This window comes from Neobacillus sp. GCM10023253 (assembly GCF_042653105.1).
GTDB lineage: Bacteria > Bacillota > Bacilli > Bacillales > Cytobacillaceae > Neobacillus > Neobacillus citreus.
The window spans coordinates 1-18,660 of record NZ_JBHSHV010000029.1; the positions used below are offsets into that span (position 1 = coordinate 1).

At 45.0% G+C, this 18,660-nt stretch carries 18 protein-coding genes and 1 riboswitch; of the genes, 16 read left to right on the plus strand and 2 right to left on the minus strand.

Going from position 1 to position 18,660, the window contains the following annotated elements:
* Positions 1–124: 124 nt before the first annotated feature.
* Entirely contained in the window at positions 125–1,393 is a 1,269-nt protein-coding gene (locus ACFPA1_RS27295; RefSeq protein ID WP_378587904.1) for a translocation protein TolB, read from the minus strand.
* A 217-nt stretch (positions 1,394–1,610) separates the two neighbouring features.
* Between ACFPA1_RS27295 and ACFPA1_RS27300 the strand changes: the two genes are divergently transcribed.
* The 15 genes from ACFPA1_RS27300 to purD all read left to right on the plus strand — a co-directional run bounded on the left by ACFPA1_RS27300 (position 1,611) and on the right by purD (position 16,321).
* A complete protein-coding gene (locus tag ACFPA1_RS27300) occupies positions 1,611–2,486 on the plus strand; it encodes a mechanosensitive ion channel family protein (RefSeq protein ID WP_378587907.1) in 876 nt (291 codons plus the stop codon).
* Between the two features lie 54 nt (positions 2,487–2,540).
* Positions 2,541–3,083, plus strand: a complete 543-nt coding sequence (locus tag ACFPA1_RS27305; RefSeq protein ID WP_213147795.1) for a DUF2179 domain-containing protein — start codon at positions 2,541–2,543, stop codon at positions 3,081–3,083.
* Complete coding sequence (locus tag ACFPA1_RS27310; protein ID WP_217034203.1) at positions 3,080–3,277, plus strand: NETI motif-containing protein; 198 nt, start codon at positions 3,080–3,082, stop codon at positions 3,275–3,277. The genes ACFPA1_RS27305 and ACFPA1_RS27310 overlap by 4 nt, the downstream gene beginning before the upstream one ends.
* Positions 3,278–3,364: 87 nt before the next feature.
* Positions 3,365–3,466: riboswitch (purine riboswitch) on the plus strand.
* Positions 3,467–3,601: 135 nt separating this feature from the next.
* Entirely contained in the window at positions 3,602–4,090 is a 489-nt protein-coding gene (purE, locus tag ACFPA1_RS27315; RefSeq protein ID WP_213147793.1) for a 5-(carboxyamino)imidazole ribonucleotide mutase, read from the plus strand.
* Complete coding sequence (purK, locus tag ACFPA1_RS27320) at positions 4,077–5,231, plus strand: 5-(carboxyamino)imidazole ribonucleotide synthase (protein WP_378587912.1); 1,155 nt, start codon at positions 4,077–4,079, stop codon at positions 5,229–5,231. The genes purE and purK overlap by 14 nt, the downstream gene beginning before the upstream one ends.
* Before the next feature lie 3 nt (positions 5,232–5,234).
* Positions 5,235–6,533 (plus strand): adenylosuccinate lyase, encoded by a 1,299-nt coding sequence (purB, locus tag ACFPA1_RS27325; RefSeq protein ID WP_213147791.1) that lies wholly within the window; start codon positions 5,235–5,237, stop codon positions 6,531–6,533.
* Between the two features lie 108 nt (positions 6,534–6,641).
* Complete coding sequence (gene purC, locus ACFPA1_RS27330) at positions 6,642–7,355, plus strand: phosphoribosylaminoimidazolesuccinocarboxamide synthase (protein WP_378587915.1); 714 nt, start codon at positions 6,642–6,644, stop codon at positions 7,353–7,355.
* The gene (gene purS, locus ACFPA1_RS27335) at positions 7,348–7,602 is read left to right on the plus strand and encodes a phosphoribosylformylglycinamidine synthase subunit PurS (RefSeq protein WP_213147789.1); all 255 of its coding nucleotides are present in this window, start codon (positions 7,348–7,350) and stop codon (positions 7,600–7,602) included. Before purC ends, purS begins: the two co-directional genes overlap by 8 nt.
* Complete coding sequence (gene purQ, locus ACFPA1_RS27340; protein ID WP_378587919.1) at positions 7,599–8,282, plus strand: phosphoribosylformylglycinamidine synthase subunit PurQ; 684 nt, start codon at positions 7,599–7,601, stop codon at positions 8,280–8,282. Before purS ends, purQ begins: the two co-directional genes overlap by 4 nt.
* Entirely contained in the window at positions 8,266–10,497 is a 2,232-nt protein-coding gene (gene purL, locus ACFPA1_RS27345) for a phosphoribosylformylglycinamidine synthase subunit PurL (RefSeq protein WP_378587922.1), read from the plus strand. The genes purQ and purL overlap by 17 nt, the downstream gene beginning before the upstream one ends.
* The gene (gene purF / locus ACFPA1_RS27350) at positions 10,473–11,882 is read left to right on the plus strand and encodes an amidophosphoribosyltransferase (RefSeq protein WP_213147786.1); all 1,410 of its coding nucleotides are present in this window, start codon (positions 10,473–10,475) and stop codon (positions 11,880–11,882) included. Before purL ends, purF begins: the two co-directional genes overlap by 25 nt.
* Positions 11,883–11,887: 5 nt before the next feature.
* On the plus strand, positions 11,888–12,922 hold the full coding sequence (purM, locus tag ACFPA1_RS27355) for a phosphoribosylformylglycinamidine cyclo-ligase (protein ID WP_378587926.1): 1,035 nt from the start codon (positions 11,888–11,890) through the stop codon (positions 12,920–12,922).
* The gene (gene purN, locus ACFPA1_RS27360) at positions 12,919–13,521 is read left to right on the plus strand and encodes a phosphoribosylglycinamide formyltransferase (protein ID WP_213147784.1); all 603 of its coding nucleotides are present in this window, start codon (positions 12,919–12,921) and stop codon (positions 13,519–13,521) included. The genes purM and purN overlap by 4 nt, the downstream gene beginning before the upstream one ends.
* On the plus strand, positions 13,499–15,034 hold the full coding sequence (gene purH, locus ACFPA1_RS27365; RefSeq protein ID WP_378587929.1) for a bifunctional phosphoribosylaminoimidazolecarboxamide formyltransferase/IMP cyclohydrolase: 1,536 nt from the start codon (positions 13,499–13,501) through the stop codon (positions 15,032–15,034). Before purN ends, purH begins: the two co-directional genes overlap by 23 nt.
* 15 nt (positions 15,035–15,049) lie before the next feature.
* Positions 15,050–16,321, plus strand: coding sequence for a phosphoribosylamine--glycine ligase (gene purD, locus ACFPA1_RS27370; protein ID WP_378587932.1), 1,272 nt, complete (start codon positions 15,050–15,052; stop codon positions 16,319–16,321).
* A gap of 58 nt (positions 16,322–16,379) precedes the next feature.
* Here the strand turns inward: purD and ACFPA1_RS27375 are convergent, their stop codons facing one another.
* On the minus strand, positions 16,380–16,691 hold the full coding sequence (locus ACFPA1_RS27375) for a YgaP family membrane protein (RefSeq protein ID WP_378587935.1): 312 nt from the start codon (positions 16,689–16,691) through the stop codon (positions 16,380–16,382).
* A 166-nt stretch (positions 16,692–16,857) separates the two neighbouring features.
* Here ACFPA1_RS27375 and ACFPA1_RS27380 point away from each other — a divergent pair, with 166 nt between their 5' ends.
* Entirely contained in the window at positions 16,858–18,603 is a 1,746-nt protein-coding gene (locus ACFPA1_RS27380; RefSeq protein ID WP_378587938.1) for an adenine deaminase C-terminal domain-containing protein, read from the plus strand.
* Positions 18,604–18,660: the final 57 nt, after the last annotated feature.

An 18,660-nucleotide genomic window follows, 5' to 3' on the forward strand; every position in this document is an offset into this window, starting at 1 on the left:
GAACACGGAAGTTAAGCTTCTCAGCGCCGATGGTAGTTGGGACGCAAGTCCCTGTGAGAGTAGGACGCTGCCGGGCAAACAAAAAAAGACAACCTGAAAATGGTTGTCTTTTTTTGTTTGCTATTTAGCTGGATGATGCATGAGAACCGTCCCCACGCATCACCCCAGTATATAAATCAAATACTTCTTCCCAATTCCACTTTTCATAATAACTGCTTGGGACCGTAATGTTTTTAATCCAATGTTTTTCTTTTTTATTAAAGTGGGAAGCAAGTACGTCTGCTTTCTGTCGGTCAGTCCTTATCCAATAAAGCTGCCCCTTTCCAACCATTGGTACAAAATCACCATTATTTTTTTGAGGAAAGGTAATTTGCTTTTGTTTCCCGGTAAGGAGATTCACCTCTAATAACCGAGGAAGAGGCCGTTCATCCAGTCTGCCCTCCTTACTTTCGGCTGATCGGGAAACAACCACTACCGTTTCATTTTTCCAAACTAAATCCCGGTCGGCATACCCCTTGGCCGGCGTTATAAGCTCTTTTTTCAAAGGAGTAGGCCTCACCAGCAACAAATGCTTATTATAAGTCGCTTCCCTTCCGACTCCGCTAATATAAGCTAAATTAGTCCCGGCTGGCGCCCACTGCATCCATTCCACATAATTCAACATCTCATCCACTTTTTTAAAAACCGCCCCGTCAGCAGACAGCAGACAAAGTGTATTCGCATCTGCCGACATGGAAGCAGTCGGAATTAATAAAAAGCTAATCCAGCCCTTATTAGATGACCACTTAAACGAACTTGTGCTGACAAAGTATTCATCCTCCCCAACAGGTATTGTAAACAGGTTCTTTACAATCGGCCTATGCCTGTCCACCTCTAACATAACCATGGATAAAATAATATCAGAATGAAGCTGTTCACTTTTTTTGGCGGAGATCAATAAACCATCCCCGTTAGGAAGCCAAGAAAAGTTCTCCACGCCTTGAGCCAGCATCGAAGCCAGCAAGGATTTAGAAGGTTTAGTATCTACTACATAAAGAGTCTTGTCGACGAGATAAGCAAGTTTATTTTCACGGCCGGACCATTGAAAGTTTTTGTTAACTTTTGAAGCCATCTTAAAATGTTTATTAGTATGAAGATTATAGAGCCATAGCTCGCCATCATAAACGATATTTCCATCCTGTTTAACGGCCTTTAAATAGGCAAGCCATTGTCCGTCATAGGACCACTTTGGGTACCTTACATATTCACCTTCCGTCAACTTCCTTTCTTTAGTGGCGGCTTTTATCCATAAATCATCATGGCGAATAAAAGCTGCTTTTTCCTGATGTGCAGCAAATGTAGCATTTTGAAATATACAAGTAAGCAAAATGGCAAGCAGAACGGTTCTAACCACGAAATCACCCCATCTGACCTGATGCAAAGGGACGGTTCTTGTGTTTCATTTTCACCTTTTTTGATGCACAAGAAGCGTCCCCATGCTTCACCCATGTTTCCCCATGTTTCAATATTTTCCCCTAAAAATAGTAAATCCTGCGATTCTTTGTAAAGAATAAGGATAGGCGGGATGAAGTGATGCACAAGAACCGTCCCCATGCTTCACTGGAGGTGGAATGATGGCATGGTTTGATTGGCTTCATGAGTATAGATTGACGAGTATTTGTTTAGCGGCTGTGATTGCTTGGTTGGGTGTGTTTGTGATTAATCGGGTTATTCATAAGTTTTTTCAGCGGACGCATTTTATTGAGGAGCGGAAAGAGGAGACGATTGCGAGTATGGTCCGCTCCTTTACTAGGTATTTGGCGACGATTGGGGTTATTTTTTACGCGCTCTCTCAATATGTCGATAATTTTGGGAGATTTCTCGCCGGCGCGGGGGTAGTCGGGGTCATTGTTGGTATTGGTGCGCAAAGCCTGATTAGGGACCTTCTCTCGGGCACTTTTTTAATTTATGAAAAACAGCTCCATAAAGGAGATTTTATTACGATCAATAACACTTTCAGTGGAACGGTTGAGGAAATTGGTCTTAGGTTTATTAAAATCCGTGAGTGGAGCGGGAAGCTGTTAACGATCAGCAATGGGGAAATCAAACAAATTCATAATTATAACATTGAACAAATGCGCGTGATTGAAAACGTGGTGATCAGCTATCGGGAGAATCCCGAAGAGGTTTTATCGGTCCTGGAGCTGGCCTGTGAAAAAATAAATGAAGTTAATCAAGACTGTTTAAAGATGGACGGAGAAAATTGTATTGTAGAGCCCTTTAGTGTTTTTGGCATTACAGCGATCAACGCTAACTATCATGGGATTGAGTATACCATCACCGGACTGGTCGATGACGCTTTTTATTGGGAAGCCGGCATTAAGGCGAGAAGGATTATTGCCCAAACACTTTTTGACCACGACATCATGCTTGCGGAGGATACGCTGTTCATTAAACAGGCAGCGAACCGGCTTGCTGGGGAAAAAGCGAACGTCCCTTCTGACTGACCTTGATAGATGAATATGTTAAAGTAGGGGAAGCATGGTTTAGGAGGGCATTCAATGTTGGAGAATAGTTATGTTATGGTTGCAATTATCCTTATCATTAATATTGTATATGTGTCATTTTTTACTATTAGGATGATTCTAACTTTAAAAGGGCAGAGGTATTTGGCCGCGTTCCTTAGCATGATTGAGGTAGTCATTTATGTGATGGGTCTGGGTCTGGTTTTAAACAATTTAAATGAGATTCAGAACCTGATTGCCTATGCAGTCGGTTATGGGATTGGCGTTATAGTCGGTATGAAAATTGAAGAGAAGCTGGCGCTCGGTTATATTACCGTTAATGTCATTACAGCAGAGTATGATAAGAATTTGCCGAAGCTGTTAAGGGAAAATGGCTATGGCGTGACTGACTGGGAGGCGCATGGGCTGGAAGGTAACCGGATGGCACTGCAGATTCTCACGCCAAGAAAATTTGAGTTAAAATTATATGATACGATTAAAAATATTGATCCAAAAGCCTTCATCATTGCCTATGAGCCAAAAACCATTCATGGCGGTTTCTGGGTCAAATCCGTGAAACGAGGTAAATTATTTAAATGAGCAAAAAGAAGATGCAATTTGAGGTACAGGATAATGAGAGTATTGAGGAATGTTTAAATCGGATAAAGGAGCAGGGGTATACGCCTGTTAGCCGAATAGAGAAACCTATTTTTCAAGAGGTCAAGAAAGGCAATGAAACCGTTTACGAGCCAGCCGGAAGAAAAATTATCTTTGAGGCAAGAATTATCGAGTAAAACACGAACATTACAGTAATATTTAAAAATAATGTTCGATTATTGGTTGACAGCCTACTAAAATGCTTGGTAAGATAAGTTTAGAAATTACGAAATTATTCTTACCCTCATATATCAATGGGAATATGGCCCATAAGTCTCTACCCAATAACCGTAAATTATTGGACTATGAGGGAAAGTCAATATGTTCGGCACATAAGGGGCATCCCCCTTAGATTTGTGTTCTTGATTTTCCATGCCCGGACAAATGGCTTTCTCTTTTAGAGATACCATTTGTCCGGGTATTTTATTTTTCTAAAAAAGTTTTATAGGGGGACCAGCGGAATGAAGAACTTGGTCGGCGTAATTATGGGAAGCAAGTCGGACTGGGAAACTATGAAGCATGCATGCGATATTTTGGAAGAGCTTGAAATCCCATATGAAAAGAAAGTCGTTTCTGCACATCGGACACCAGATTTGATGTTTTCATACGCAGAAGATGCCAGACAAAAAGGCTTAAAGGTAATTATCGCTGGAGCAGGCGGGGCAGCGCATTTGCCGGGTATGGTGGCTGCGAAAACAACTCTTCCTGTCATCGGTGTTCCTGTCCAGACGAAGGCTTTAAATGGACTCGACTCTTTGCTGTCGATCGTGCAAATGCCAGGCGGTGTACCGGTTGCGACGGTTGCAATTGGCAAGGCTGGCGCAATGAATGCCGGGCTTTTGGCGGCACAAATTCTCGCTGCCACTGACGTGGAGTTAGCGGGCAGATTGGAAGCAAGGCGGGAAGCGACTAAAAACGCAGTGTTAGAAAGCAGTGATGAACTTGAATAATAAAGTTATATTACCAGGGGCGACAATCGGTATTATTGGCGGCGGCCAGCTTGGCAGAATGATGGCGTTGGCGGCTAAAGCTCAAGGCTTTCGGATTGCCGTTTTAGAGCCGACTGCGGACTCTCCTTGCGGGCAAGTGGCAGATGTGGAAGTCATCGGCGCTTATGATGACCGCGAGGCAATCGGCCGGTTAGCTACGGTAAGTGACGTGATCACGTATGAATTTGAAAATATTGATGCAGATACATTAAGCTGGCTTTGCGAACAAGCCTATGTTCCGCAGGGACCAAAGCTATTGACCATTACCCAGAACCGAATCACAGAGAAGGCGGCGATTCGGAACGCAGGGGCTGAAGTGGCTCCATACGAAGAGATTTATAGTGTGGAAGATTTATATTTAAAAATTGAAGCCGTGGGCTATCCTGCTGTATTAAAAACGGCAAGAGGCGGCTATGACGGAAAAGGCCAGCTGGTCATAAAGGAACATAGTGATTTAGAAAAAGGGGAAGCCCTTATTAATCATGGCGAATGTGTGCTAGAGCAATGGGTCCCATTTGAAAAAGAAATTTCCGTGATTGTGACGCGCAGACTGGATGGGGAAACAGCGATTTTACCAGTAGCGGAGAACATTCACGTAGACAATATATTGCATCAGACGATTGTTCCGGCACGGATTTCGGAGGTAACAAAAGCCCTGGCGATTCAAAAGGCGAAACAGATTGCCGACTACCTCGGATTAGTAGGAACGCTTGCGGTGGAGATGTTTGTGACTGCTGATGGTGAAATTTACATTAACGAATTAGCACCGCGGCCGCACAATTCCGGGCACTACTCCATTGAGGCCTGCGAAACATCGCAATTTGAGCAGCATATCCGCGCTATTTGCAGCTGGCCATTAGGAAGCACTGAGCTATTAAAACCAGTTGTTATGGTCAACCTATTAGGGGAGCATCTTGAAAGCTTATATCAAGAAATTCCGGCCATGAACGATTGGAAGGTTCACTTGTACGGAAAAAAAGAACCAAAGGTGAAGCGAAAAATGGGCCATGTTACTATCTTGCGTGATAATGTAGAAGATGCCCTTGTTGAAATCCAAAAGAGCAGTATTTGGGCGGCTGCCACAGTGAAGATCGGAGGATAAAAGATGATTGATCGTTATACGAGACCAGAAATGGGAGCCATTTGGACGGAGGAGAACCGCTTCAAGGCTTGGCTTGAGGTGGAAATTCTCGCATGTGAAGCGTGGGCCGAGTTAGGCGAGATTCCAAAAGAGGATGTTCAAAAGCTGCGCGAAAATGCTTCCTTTAATATTGACCGGATTAAGGAAATTGAAGAAGAAACAAGACATGATGTTGTTGCCTTTACCCGTGCCGTATCTGAAACACTAGGTGAAGAGCGTAAATGGGTTCATTATGGCTTAACTTCTACGGATGTGGTTGATACAGCCCTTTCCTATGTTTTAAAGCAAGCCAATGCGATTTTATTTAAGGACATCGAAAACTTTATTGAGATTTTGCGAAATAAGGCGATTGAACATAAATATACGGTTATGATGGGCCGGACACACGGCGTACATGCGGAGCCAACAACGTTTGGCTTAAAGCTTGCCCTTTGGTATGAAGAAATGAAGCGGAACCTGGAGCGTTTTAAGCAGGCTTCCCAAGGTGTGGAGTTTGGGAAAATCTCCGGTGCAGTTGGAACGTATGCCAACATCGATCCGTTTGTCGAACAGTACGTTTGTGAAAAATTAGGTATTCAACGGGCGCCGATTTCTACACAGACCTTGCAGCGTGACCGTCATGCCCATTACATGTCGACGCTTGCGTTAATTGCCACTTCGATTGAAAAATTTGCCGTAGAAGTCCGCGGACTGCAAAAAAGTGAAACGCGTGAGGTAGAAGAGTTTTTCGCAAAAGGACAAAAAGGGTCATCGGCGATGCCGCATAAGCGTAACCCGATTGGTTCAGAGAATATGACAGGGATGGCCCGCGTCATTCGCGGCTACATGATGACGGCTTATGAGAATGTTCCACTATGGCATGAGCGCGATATCTCCCATTCTTCCGCTGAGCGGATTATCCTGCCGGATGCCACAATTGCGTTGAATTATATGTTGAACCGTTTTGGAAATATCATTAAGAATTTAACGGTTTATCCGGAAAACATGAAGCGCAATATGGATCGTACGCTTGGCTTGATTTACTCTCAGCGCGTGCTGCTAGCACTGATTGATAAAGGCTTATCCCGCGAAGCGGCTTACGACACTGTCCAGCCAAAGGCAATGGAAGCATGGGAAAAGCAGGTTCCATTCCGCAGCTTAGTCGAAGCGGAAGAAAAAATTACTTCAAAGCTGTCTGCTGAGGAAATTGCCGATTGCTTTGATTACAGCTACCACCTTCAGCATGTGGATACCATTTTTGATCGATTAGGATTAAATGCTTAAGGAAGCAAGATAACACGAAAAAAATTAAACAGGGGCATCACTGACATGGTTATGCCCCTTTACCTATACTGAAGATTCCCAATTTTGAAAAATAAGGAGCGACCCAAGATGAAAGAAATGCTATATGAAGGAAAAGCGAAGCGTATCTATTCAACTGAAGACCCGCAAATTGTTTTAATCGAGTATAAAGACTCTGCCACCGCTTTTAATGGACAAAAGAAGGCTGACATCACCGGTAAAGGCCGTTTGAATAACGAGATTACTAGTTCTCTATTTTTAAAGCTTAAAGAACAAGGAATAGACTCGCATTTCATCAAACGCGTATCCGAAACCGAGCAATTAGTTAAAAAAGTCTCCATTATCCCGCTTGAGGTCGTCGTCCGCAATATAGCTGCAGGATCCTTCTCAAAACGTTTGGGAGTCGAAGAAGGCCGCCCGCTATCAGCGCCAATCGTGGAATTTTATTTAAAAAACGATGACTTGGGTGACCCGCTCGTCACAAAAAGCCACATCCTCGAACTGAAAGCCGCAACAACTGAAGAAATCAGTATTTTACGAGATAAAGCACTGCAAATCAATGAAGTGTTAATAAACTTTTTCGATAATCTTGGCGTTAATCTTATTGACTTTAAGCTTGAATTTGGCAAAGACCAAGATGGACAAATTTTATTAGCCGACGAAATTTCCCCTGACACCTGCCGCCTGTGGGATCAGAAGACAAACGAAAAGCTTGATAAAGACGTATTCCGCCGCGATTTAGGAAGCTTAACCGAAGCCTATGAAACTATTCTTAAAAGACTTGGAGGACATCAGCATGTATAAAGTTAAGGTATTCGTCACATTAAGAGAGAGCGTATTGGACCCGCAGGGAAAGGCGGTTACCCATTCCCTTCACTCTTTAAGTTACCCGGAAGTTGCGGATGTCCGCATCGGCAAATACATGGAATTGACTCTTGAAAAATCAGAACGCGATATCGATGAAGTCATCAACGAAATTTGCAGCAAGCTGCTCGCCAATCCGGTTATCGAAGACTACCGATATGAAGTAGAGGAGTGTGTCGCACAGTGAAATTTGCGGTCATCGTTTTTCCGGGATCCAACTGTGATATCGATATGTACCATGCCGTAAAAGACGAACTCGGTGAGGAAGTCGAATACGTTTGGCATGATACAGACAACTTAGACGAATTTGACGGCATTCTTCTGCCAGGCGGTTTCTCTTATGGGGATTACCTTCGCACGGGTGCGATTGCCCGCTTCAGCAAGGTCATGAAGGAAGTCATCAAGGCGGCCGAGGCTGGAAAGCCGGTAATGGGAGTATGCAATGGTTTTCAAATACTCTTAGAAGCTGGCCTGCTGCCTGGGGCGATGAGACGAAACGAAAGTCTTTCATTTATATGCAAACCAGTCGAATTAAAGGTAGAAAATAACGAATCAATGTTTACAGGTGAATACGCACTAGGGCAAACCATCACCATTCCAGTCGCCCACGGCGAAGGAAATTATTATTGCGACGAAGAAACACTCGAACAATTAAAGGCAAACAACCAAATCGTCTTTACCTATCAGCAAAACCCGAACGGAAGCCTCGCTGATATTGCCGGAATCATCAATGAAAAAGGAAACGTGCTCGGAATGATGCCGCATCCAGAACGTGCTGTTGACAGCTTGCTCGGAAGCGCGGACGGTCTGAAAATGTTCCAATCAATCGTAAAGGCTTGGAGGGAAGCACATGTTGTTAAAGCTTGAACCAAATCCAGAACAGATTAAGCAAGAGAAACTATATCAGCAAATGGGTTTATCCGATGGGGAATTTGCCTTGGTTGAAAATATCTTGGGCCGGACACCGAATTATACCGAAACAGGCCTTTTCTCCGTCATGTGGTCTGAGCACTGCAGCTACAAAACCTCAAAGCCTGTATTGAAAAAGTTCCCAATCAGTGGCCCGAAGGTTCTTCAAGGTCCTGGCGAGGGTGCAGGGATCGTTGATATTGGCGACGGTCAGGCGGTTGTATTTAAAATTGAAAGCCACAACCATCCATCCGCAATTGAACCGTACCAGGGCGCTGCAACCGGAGTCGGCGGGATTATCCGTGATGTATTTTCGATGGGTGCACGCCCAATTGCCCTATTAAACTCGCTTCGTTTTGGCGAGTTGGATTCTTCTTCCAGAGTCAAATACCTTTTTAAAGAAGTCGTTGCCGGGATTGCCGGTTATGGAAACTGTATCGGAATCCCAACTGTTGGCGGCGAGATCCAATTCGAGGATTGCTATGAGGGCAACCCGCTCGTTAACGCAATGTGTGTTGGCCTTATCGACCACAAGGATATTAAAAAAGGCCAAGCGCACGGTGCCGGAAACACCGTTATGTATGTCGGCGCGAAAACCGGCCGTGATGGCATTCACGGGGCAACCTTTGCTTCTGTAGAATTAACCGAAGAGTCCGATAAAGACCGACCAGCAGTTCAAGTCGGTGACCCATTTATGGAAAAACTCCTTCTAGAAGCTTGTCTTGAGTTGATTCATTCCGATGCCCTTGTCGGCATTCAAGATATGGGTGCAGCGGGACTTACAAGCTCCTCTGCTGAAATGGCCAGCAAAGCCGGAATGGGTATCGAAATGAACCTTGACCTTGTTCCGCAGCGGGAAACTGGCATGACTGCCTATGAAATGATGTTGTCAGAATCACAGGAACGCATGCTGGTGGTCGTGAAAAAAGGCCGTGAGCAGGAAATCGTCGAGCTTTTTGAAAAATATGATTTAGAGGCTGTTGCAATTGGAAAGGTAACGGATGACAAGAAACTGCGCTTGATTCATCACGGTGAAGTGGTAGCCGACGTTCCGGTCGATTCCTTAGCGGAGGACGCGCCTGTTTACAACATGCCATCCATGGAGCCTGCATATTTTGCAGAATTCCAGGCGATGGAGAACGAAATTCCACAAGTAGAAAACTTACAAGAAACACTGGTAAAACTATTAAGCCAGCCAACTGTTGCCAGCAAGGAATGGGTTTATCAACAATACGATTATATGGTTCGCACCAATACAGTCATCGCTCCGGGGTCAGACGCTTCCGTAGTAAGAATTCGCGGCACCCGCAAAGCACTGGCAATGACAACTGACTGTAATTCCCGCTTCGTCTATTTAGACCCGGAAACGGGCGGGCAAATTGCTGTGGCGGAAGCAGCAAGAAATATCATTTGTTCTGGCGCGGAACCACTAGCGATTACCGATAACCTTAATTTCGGTAACCCGGAAAAGCCGGAAGTATTTTGGCAGATTGAAAAAGCGGCAGACGGTATCAGTGAAGCCTGCCGGGTATTAGAAACACCAGTTATCGGCGGAAACGTCTCTTTATATAACGAAACAAGCGGTACCGCGATTTATCCGACACCTGTTATTGGGATGGTTGGACTAATCGAAGACCTTGATCATATTACAACTCAGCACTTTAAAAACAGCGGTGACCTGATTTATTTAGTCGGAGAAACTAAGGATGAATTTGGCGGCAGCGAGCTGCAAAAGCTCCTTAACAACGGGCAGGTTTTTGGAAAGGCACCGGAATTAAATATTCAAATCGAAAAAGACAGACAACAGCAAGTTCTTGCAGCGATTCGTGCCGGAGTGGTTCAGTCTGCTCATGACTTGTCAGAAGGCGGCCTTTCCGTTGCTTTAGCAGAATGTCTGTTTGAAAATCCACAGCTTGGGGCGAAAGTGAATGTCGCTGGAAACCTAGTTTCTGCCTTATTCAGTGAAACGCAGTCCCGTTTCCTTTTATCAGTAAAAAAGGAACACCAAGCAGAGTTTGAAAGTTTAGTAGAAGCCGCCTTGATCGGCGAAGTGAATAATTCAGGAACAATGAGTGTGGTATCCGGAGAGCAAACTGTCCTTGAGTCGTCTGTGGAAGAATTAAAAGCTGCCTGGAAGGGGGCAATCCCATGCTTGCTGAAATCAAGGGATTAAACGAGGAGTGCGGAGTCTTTGGTGTCTGGGGCCATAAGGATGCAGCCCAGCTGACTTATTACGCGCTGCATGCCCTGCAGCACCGCGGCCAGGAAGGAACCGGCATTGTCGTTAATGACGGCAATACGCTGAAAGTGGTCAAGGGCGAAGGACTGGTTACAGAAATTTTTACTGCTGATAGAATGGCAGAGTTAACTGGCAACACAGCGATTGGTCATGTCCGCTATGCAACAGCAGGCGGCGGGGGATATGAAAATGTCCAGCCCCTCCTGTTTCATTCGCAGACGGGCAGCCTCGCCCTAGCTCATAACGGCAATCTTGTAAATGCTACTTCTTTAAAACATCAGCTTGAAGCCCAAGGCAGCATTTTTCAAACGAGCTCAGATACTGAGGTGCTTGCCCACTTGATCAGAAGAAGCGGATTCCCGAACATGAACGACAAGGTGAAAAACGCTCTTTCGATGCTAAAAGGAGCCTATGCGTATTTGATTTTGACCGAAACCGAATTAATGGTGGCACTCGATCCGCATGGATTACGGCCGCTTTCACTTGGCTGCCTTGGCGATGCTTATGTGGTCGCTTCGGAAACGTGTGCGTTTGACGTAATTGGCGCCGAATATATTCGCGATGTTGAGCCAGGAGAGCTATTAATCATCAACGAAAATGGAATCAAGTCAGAGATGTTTTCGGTTAGTTCAACAAAAGCGATTTGTACGATGGAATATGTTTATTTTTCAAGACCGGACAGCAACATCCAGGGAATCAATGTGCATACCGCCCGCAAAAATATGGGGAAAAGATTGGCCATGGAGGCGCCAATTGAGGCAGATGTGGTGACAGGAGTTCCAGATTCCAGCATCTCTGCTGCAATTGGCTATGCCGAAGAGTCGGGTATTCCCTATGAGATGGGCTTAATTAAAAATAAATATGTCGGCCGGACTTTTATCCAGCCGTCCCAGTCGCTCCGTGAGCAAGGGGTAAAAATGAAGCTGTCGGCTGTCCGAGGGGTAGTCGAAGGGAAGCGTGTCGTCATGGTCGATGACTCGATTGTCCGCGGAACAACGAGCAGAAGAATTGTTAAAATGCTGAAGGAAGCAGGGGCGACTGAGGTGCATGTTGTCATCAGCTCACCGCCAATCAAAAACCCATGCTACTACGGAATCGATACATCCTCAAAGGAAGAATTAATTGCTTCAGATAAATCGGTTGAGGAGATCAGACAGCTGATTGGAGCAGATTCCTTAACGTTCTTAAGCCTTGAAGGGATGCTTGTCTCCCTTGGTCAGACGGAAGGAACAAACGGATTTTGCCTTGGCTGTTTTACCGGAAATTATCCGACTGAAATCTATCCAGATACACTTCAATACTACTACCAAAAGGGGTGACAGCAGTGGCTAATGCATACAAACAAGCTGGTGTTGATATCGAAGCAGGCTATGAAGCCGTAGCAAGAATGAAAAAGCATGTCCAAAAAACAGCCCGGGCCGGCGTCTTGGGCAGCCTCGGCGGTTTTGGCGGGATGTTTGACTTATCGACCCTAAACTTAAAAGAGCCGGTCTTGGTGTCAGGAACGGACGGGGTAGGAACTAAACTAAAGATTGCTTTTGCGATGGACCGCCACGATACAATCGGCATTGATGCCGTAGCGATGTGCGTCAATGATATTGTCGTCCAAGGTGCAGAGCCATTGTATTTCCTTGATTACATTGCAACGGGCAAAGCGCTCCCCGAAAAGATTGAAGCAATTGTCAAAGGGATTGCCGATGGCTGCGAGCAAGCCGGATGTGCCTTAATTGGCGGAGAGACAGCGGAAATGCCTGGACTCTACCGTGGAAATGAGTATGACCTGGCAGGTTTTACGGTCGGGGCGTGTGAAAAGTCCAACTTGATTACCGGTGAAACGATTAAGGCAGGCGACGTCCTGATTGGTCTTGCGTCAAGCGGTATCCATAGCAATGGCTATTCCTTAGTACGGAAGGTATTTAATGATTGGTCATTAATTGAATTTGTGAATGAACTTGGCTGCACCTTGGGAGAAGAATTGCTGAAACCGACAAAAATCTATGTAAAGCCGATTTTGTCAGCATTGAAAAAATTCAACATTAAAGGCATGGCCCATATCACTGGCGGCGGATTTATCGAGAATATCCCAAGGATGCTAACCAAAGGACTAGGGGCGGAGCTCGATGAGAAAAACTGGAATATTCCATATGTGTTTAAGCTGATCTCCGAGCTTGGACAAATTGACTATAAAGAGATGTATAATATTTTTAATATGGGAATTGGTATGGTAATAGCGGTGAATAAGGAAGATGCTGCTGATGTGCTTGAACACTTTAAACAATGCGGCGAAACCCCTTATGAAATCGGAGTAGTAACTGATAGCGAAGGCATCAAAATTAATGGCAGGGGTGGACGTCGATGAAAAATATCGCAATCTTTGCATCCGGAAGCGGAAGTAATTTTCAAGCGATTGTCGACGCTGTCCAAGCGAAGCAGCTTTCAGCAAACCTCTCCCTGCTTGTTTGCGACCAACCGGGTGCTTATGTGATTGAGCGGGCGCGGGAGGCTGAAATCTCTACATTTGTTTTTAACGCCAAGGACTATCCAAACAAGGAAGCTTATGAAGAAGAAATCGTCATGTTATTGAAAAATAAACAAGTCGATTTGATTGTGCTGGCAGGCTATATGAGGCTGGTTGGCTCTACCTTGTTAAGTGAATATGAAGGACGGATTATCAATATCCATCCTTCATTGCTTCCTGACTTCCCGGGCAAGGATGCGATTGGCCAGGCATTAGCTGCAAACGCCAAATGGAGCGGCGTGACCATTCATTTTGTCGATGAAGGAATGGATACAGGGCCGGTCATTGTCCGGGAACGGGTACGAATTGAGGAAAATGAAACGAGAGAAAGCCTACAGTGGAAGATTCAGGAGATTGAACACAAGCTATACCCATCAATTCTGCAGATGTTATTGACAAAAGGAGATGCATTACAAAATGAAAAAGCGCGCGCTAATTAGTGTATCAGACAAAAACGGGGTAAGCGAATTTGCAAAGGAATTGATCAATCTAGGATTTGAGATTGTTTCGACTGGCGGGACGAAAAAAATGCTGCAGGAACAGGGGCTGCCTGTTCTTAGTGTAACGGACGTTACCGGATTTCCAGAAATTTTGGAAGGCCGTGTCAAAACATTAAATCCATTTATTCACGGCGGCTTGCTAGCGAAACATGGCGAAGCAGACCATCAAAAGCAGCTTGAAGAGCATCACATCGATCCAATTCAGGTTGTGTGTGTCAATCTTTACCCATTCCAGCAGACAATTGAAAAGCCGGATGTGACGGTTGAAGATGCGATTGAGAACATCGATATCGGCGGACCAGCAATGCTTCGCGCTTCTGCAAAAAATCATCAATATGTTACCGTGGTTGTCGACCCTGTTGACTATGAAACCGTACTTGCAGAATTAAAAGCTGACGGGGAAACAACGCTTGAGACAAGACGAAAGCTTGCTGCAAAGGTATTCCGTCATACTGCCGCTTATGATGCGCTAATTGCCGAATACATGACCAATCTTGTCGGGGAAGAGAATCCGGAGAAATTGACGGTTACCTATGAATTGAAGCAATCTTTACGTTACGGAGAAAACCCTCATCAAAAGGCTTCTTTTTACAAAAAGCCGCTTGGTTCCAAATTCTCGATTGCTTATGCCGACCAGCTTCATGGCAAAGAGCTCTCCTATAATAACATCAACGATGCTGATGCAGCGCTACAAATCGTGAAAGAGTTCACGGAACCAGCGGCAGTTGCAGTTAAGCATATGAATCCGTGCGGAGTCGGCACTGGAAAAACTGTATTCGAAGCCTTTGAAAAGGCGTTTGCTGCTGACCCCGTTTCCATTTTTGGCGGAATTATTGCCTTAAACCAGGAAGTGGATGCTGAAACAGCCCGCAAGCTCCATGAAATTTTTCTAGAAATTATTATTGCTCCTTCGTTCTCGAAGGAAGCGATTGAGGTTTTGACATCTAAAAAGAACCTGCGTCTGTTAACCATTCCATTTGAACAGGGACAAAAAGTGGAACGGAAAATGACGACGATTGAAGGCGGACTGCTTGTACAGGATCAGGACCGGTATAGTCTGGAAGATGCGAATATCACAATTCCAACGAAGAGACAGCCGACAGACGCTGAGTGGGAAGCGTTAAAGTTGGGCTGGAAGGTTGTAAAGCATGTGAAATCCAATGCTATTGTCGTTTCTGACAAGGACATGACGCTTGGAATCGGTGCTGGACAGATGAACCGTGTTGGCTCTGCAGAAATTGCCCTTAAGCAGGCAGGTGCAAAGGCTGAAGGTGCGGCGCTAGCTTCCGATGCTTTCTTCCCAATGGACGATACCGTCGAAGCTGCAGCGAAAGCAGGTATTACAGCGATTATTCAGCCGGGCGGCTCCATCCGTGATGCGGATTCAATTAAAAAAGCGGACGAATATGGAATTGCCATGGTGTTTACTGGTGTCAGACATTTTAAACATTAATCGGGGTGAAGAACAGTGAAGATTATGGTAATTGGCCGCGGTGGTAGAGAGCATGCGATTTGCCGGAAAGCGAGCGAAAGCCAGCAGGTGGAGAAAGTGTTTGCTGCCCCTGGCAATGCCGGCATGACAGATGTGGCAGAGCTTGTTGCGATTGAGGAATCCAGCCACGAACAACTGATCCAGTTCGCGAAGGAACAGGGCGTCGCTTTGACGATAATCGGTCCAGAGGTGCCGCTTCTTGAGGGATTGGCCGACAAGTTTTCTGAGGCGGGGCTAAGGGTATTTGGACCCAGTCAGGCGGCTGCTGAAATCGAAGGAAGCAAGTCATTCGCCAAGGAATTAATGGAGAAGTACCAAATTCCAACGGCTGATTATGCTGTCTTTACTTCTTATGACGAGGCCCGTCAGTATGTTGAAGAGAAGGGTGCTCCAATTGTCATAAAGGCGGATGGGCTGGCAGCAGGGAAAGGTGTTACCGTGGCCATGACCATGGAGGAAGCACTGGAAAGCCTCAAAAGCATGTTATTAGATAAACAGTTCGGCGCTGCTTCTGCCCGGGTAGTGGTTGAGGAATTTTTGGACGGAGAAGAATTTTCCTTAATGGCTTTCGTCAATGGCGAGGTAGTGGTTCCGCTTGAAATCGCCCAGGATCATAAACGGGCTTTTGACGGCGATCAAGGACCGAACACCGGCGGGATGGGTGCCTATTCACCGGTGCCGCAAATTGGCGCAGAAATTGTTCAGACAGCCGTTGAAACTATTCTGAAACCAGCGGCCAAAGCCATGGTTCAAGAGGGTAGAAGCTTTTGCGGGATTTTATATGCAGGTCTGATTAAAACGGAGAACGGTCCGAAGGTAATTGAGTTCAATGCCCGTTTTGGCGATCCGGAAACGCAGGTAATTTTACCGCGCTTGAAATCAGACTTAGTTCAAGTGGTGAATGAATTGTTGGATGGCGGCACTCCTGTTCTTGAGTGGGATGAAGAGGCCATGCTGGGAGTGGTGGTCGCTTCCAAAGGATATCCTGGGGAGTACGTAAAAGGTGCTGTACTGGACGGTTTATCAGATTTGGACCCTGAACAGGTTTATGTTTTTCATGCGGGAACCGCTAAAAACGAAACTGGTGAGTTTGTGACCACTGGAGGCCGAGTTCTTTTGGTTGGTGCTAAGGCTGGAAACTTGGCAGAAGCACAGGAAAAAGTTTATGCTGAGCTTGTAAAATTAACGTCCGAAGGTGTTTTTTACCGGAGGGATATCGGTTTTAAGGCTATCGCGCACGTCTTCTAAATTCAAGGGCTGCCGCACCTGCGGACAGCCCTTTTTTAAAACTTTACTAATTTAAACATCAGGTCGGATTATACGGCATGGCATCCCCGGTCAACCCTTCAACCCCATCAGCGGCATCAATGTTTCCATCAACAGATCCGCCGAGTTTCCCTTCATCGACCATGTACTGACACTTCTCAAATAATGCCGTCATCGGACAGTAGCGGACAATTCCCTCCGCTACCTTCATGGCCGCACAAAGAGCGACGAACAAGTAGGAATCTCTCCATGGCTGCTTCACCAATTTAGCAGTACACCAAGAAAGCAAGGTAAGTCCAACGGTAATACGGATTAGGGCGTTTAAAATCCCTATGTTTGGTGTTACTTTCATTTTTGTTCACTCCTTCACAAAAATTTTACAATATTTATCATTTTCTTTACTGCTTTAAATTACAAAATATGATAGTATAATAACTAAGAAATTTGTAAGGGTTTTCTTTATTGTAAAATCAAACAATTTATAAATAGATACGTTTCATTTTAGGGAGGGATTTTGTATGCTGGAACAGCGCTACCGCTGGAAAAACAGACAATTACGCATGCATGTATCCGTTTTGGATGGGACAACAGCCCCCACCATTCTGTTAAAAAACGCCTTATACTTAAATCAGACGTTTAAGAAATGGATGCGTGCCAATATTTGGATATATGAAGATCGGATTGTTTATGTTGGCGAGAACCTGCCTGCCAACACAGAAAACTGTGAAATCATTGATTGTACGGAACAAATCCTTGTTCCTGGTTATATTGAACCGCATGCCCACCCGTTTCAATTATATAATCCCCATACTCTTGCGGCTTATGCATCACAGTTTGGAACGACGACATTAATAAATGACAATATGGCCCTGGCTTTGAATTTGCCAAAAAGGGAAGCGTTTTCATTATTGCGGGATTTCCGCTCGATTCCATCCACGATGTTCTGGTGGTGCCGGTTTGATTCGCAAACAGAAATTTTGTATGAGGAAGAAACTTTTTCACACAGTAATATTAAGTCCTGGCTAGAGCACGACGCGGTCCTTCAGGGCGGGGAGCTGACGGGCTGGCCTAAGCTTTTAAATGGCGATGATATGATGCTTCATTGGATTCAAGAAGCAAAAAGGATGCGCAAGAAAATTGAGGGCCATTTTCCGGGCGCTTCGGAAAAAACCTTGGCAAAGATGATGCTTTTGGGGGCTGATTGTGACCATGAGGCAATGACGGGTGAGGAAATTTATAACCGCCTCATGCAGGGCTATATGGTTTCCCTCCGCTATTCGTCAATTCGCCCTGATCTGCCTGATATTCTTGATGACATGAAACGGCTGGGAATTGACGCATATGATAGATTAATTTTTAATACGGACGGGGCTACTTCGACTTTTTACGAGCAGGGAATAACCGATGCTATGATTCGGATTGCAATTGAAAAAGATGTTCCGGTTATTGATGCCTATAATATGGCCTCAGTTAATATTGCTAGATACTACGGCATCGACCACCTTCTCGGGAACATTGCCACAGGCAGGGTAGCAAATATTAACTTCTTATCAAGCGTTGAAAATCCAACACCGGTATCTGTACTGGCTAAAGGAAAATGGGTAAAACGGAATGGAATGAAGGTTGAGGAAGCCTACCCTTCTGTTGATTGGTCACAGTATGGTTTAAAGCCGATGGAATTAGACTGGGAATTAACAATGGACGACTTGCAATTTTCCATGCCGTTCGGAATCAAAATGGAGAATTCTGTTATCACGAAACCATATTCCATCGCCATTGATGTTTCGGGAGATGAATTGACAACCGATCATGATGAGTGTTTCTTTACCTTGATTGACCGCAAAGGGAAATGGCGGATTAACACGATGTTAAAAGGATTTGCCAATAATTTATCTGCACTGGCAAGTTCCTTTTCCAATACAGGGGATATCATTTTAATTGGAAAAAACAAGCAGGATATGCTTTTGGCATTTAATAGAATGAAAGAATTGGACGGAGGGATCGTCCTGGTCGAAGGCGGGGAGGTTGTTTGCGAGCTGCAGCTGCCATTGGCTGGAATTATGTCAAATCTTCCGATGGAGGAGTTAATGGTTCAGGAGAAACGTCTGCTTGAGGAATTGAAAAATCGAGGCTACAGCTTTTCCGATCCGATTTATAGCTTGTTGTTTTTCTCAACGACGCATTTGCCGTATATTCGGATTACCCAGCAGGGGATGTATGATGTGATGAACAAAACAGTACTCTTTCCATCGATAATGCGTTAAACTATAATTAAGTTAATGATTTAACGCGCGAAAGTGATTGGATGTATGGAGAGGAAA

Bases quoted from the DNA above. Each gene is read 5' to 3' on its own strand.
- purK (WP_378587912.1), top strand. From the start codon at position 4,077: ATGAACTTGAATAATAAAGTTATATTACCAGGGGCGACAATCGGTATT.
- purC (WP_378587915.1), top strand. From the start codon at position 6,642: ATGAAAGAAATGCTATATGAAGGAAAAGCGAAGCGTATCTATTCAACT.
- ACFPA1_RS27375 (WP_378587935.1), bottom strand. From the start codon at position 16,691: ATGAAAGTAACACCAAACATAGGGATTTTAAACGCCCTAATCCGTATT.
- purH (WP_378587929.1), top strand. From the start codon at position 13,499: ATGAAAAAGCGCGCGCTAATTAGTGTATCAGACAAAAACGGGGTAAGC.
- ACFPA1_RS27300 (WP_378587907.1), top strand. From the start codon at position 1,611: ATGATGGCATGGTTTGATTGGCTTCATGAGTATAGATTGACGAGTATT.
- purF (WP_213147786.1), top strand. From the start codon at position 10,473: ATGCTTGCTGAAATCAAGGGATTAAACGAGGAGTGCGGAGTCTTTGGT.
- purS (WP_213147789.1), top strand. From the start codon at position 7,348: ATGTATAAAGTTAAGGTATTCGTCACATTAAGAGAGAGCGTATTGGAC.
- purE (WP_213147793.1), top strand. From the start codon at position 3,602: ATGAAGAACTTGGTCGGCGTAATTATGGGAAGCAAGTCGGACTGGGAA.
- ACFPA1_RS27305 (WP_213147795.1), top strand. From the start codon at position 2,541: ATGTTGGAGAATAGTTATGTTATGGTTGCAATTATCCTTATCATTAAT.
- purB (WP_213147791.1), top strand. From the start codon at position 5,235: ATGATTGATCGTTATACGAGACCAGAAATGGGAGCCATTTGGACGGAG.
- purN (WP_213147784.1), top strand. From the start codon at position 12,919: ATGAAAAATATCGCAATCTTTGCATCCGGAAGCGGAAGTAATTTTCAA.
- ACFPA1_RS27310 (WP_217034203.1), top strand. From the start codon at position 3,080: ATGAGCAAAAAGAAGATGCAATTTGAGGTACAGGATAATGAGAGTATT.
- ACFPA1_RS27380 (WP_378587938.1), top strand. From the start codon at position 16,858: ATGCTGGAACAGCGCTACCGCTGGAAAAACAGACAATTACGCATGCAT.
- purL (WP_378587922.1), top strand. From the start codon at position 8,266: ATGTTGTTAAAGCTTGAACCAAATCCAGAACAGATTAAGCAAGAGAAA.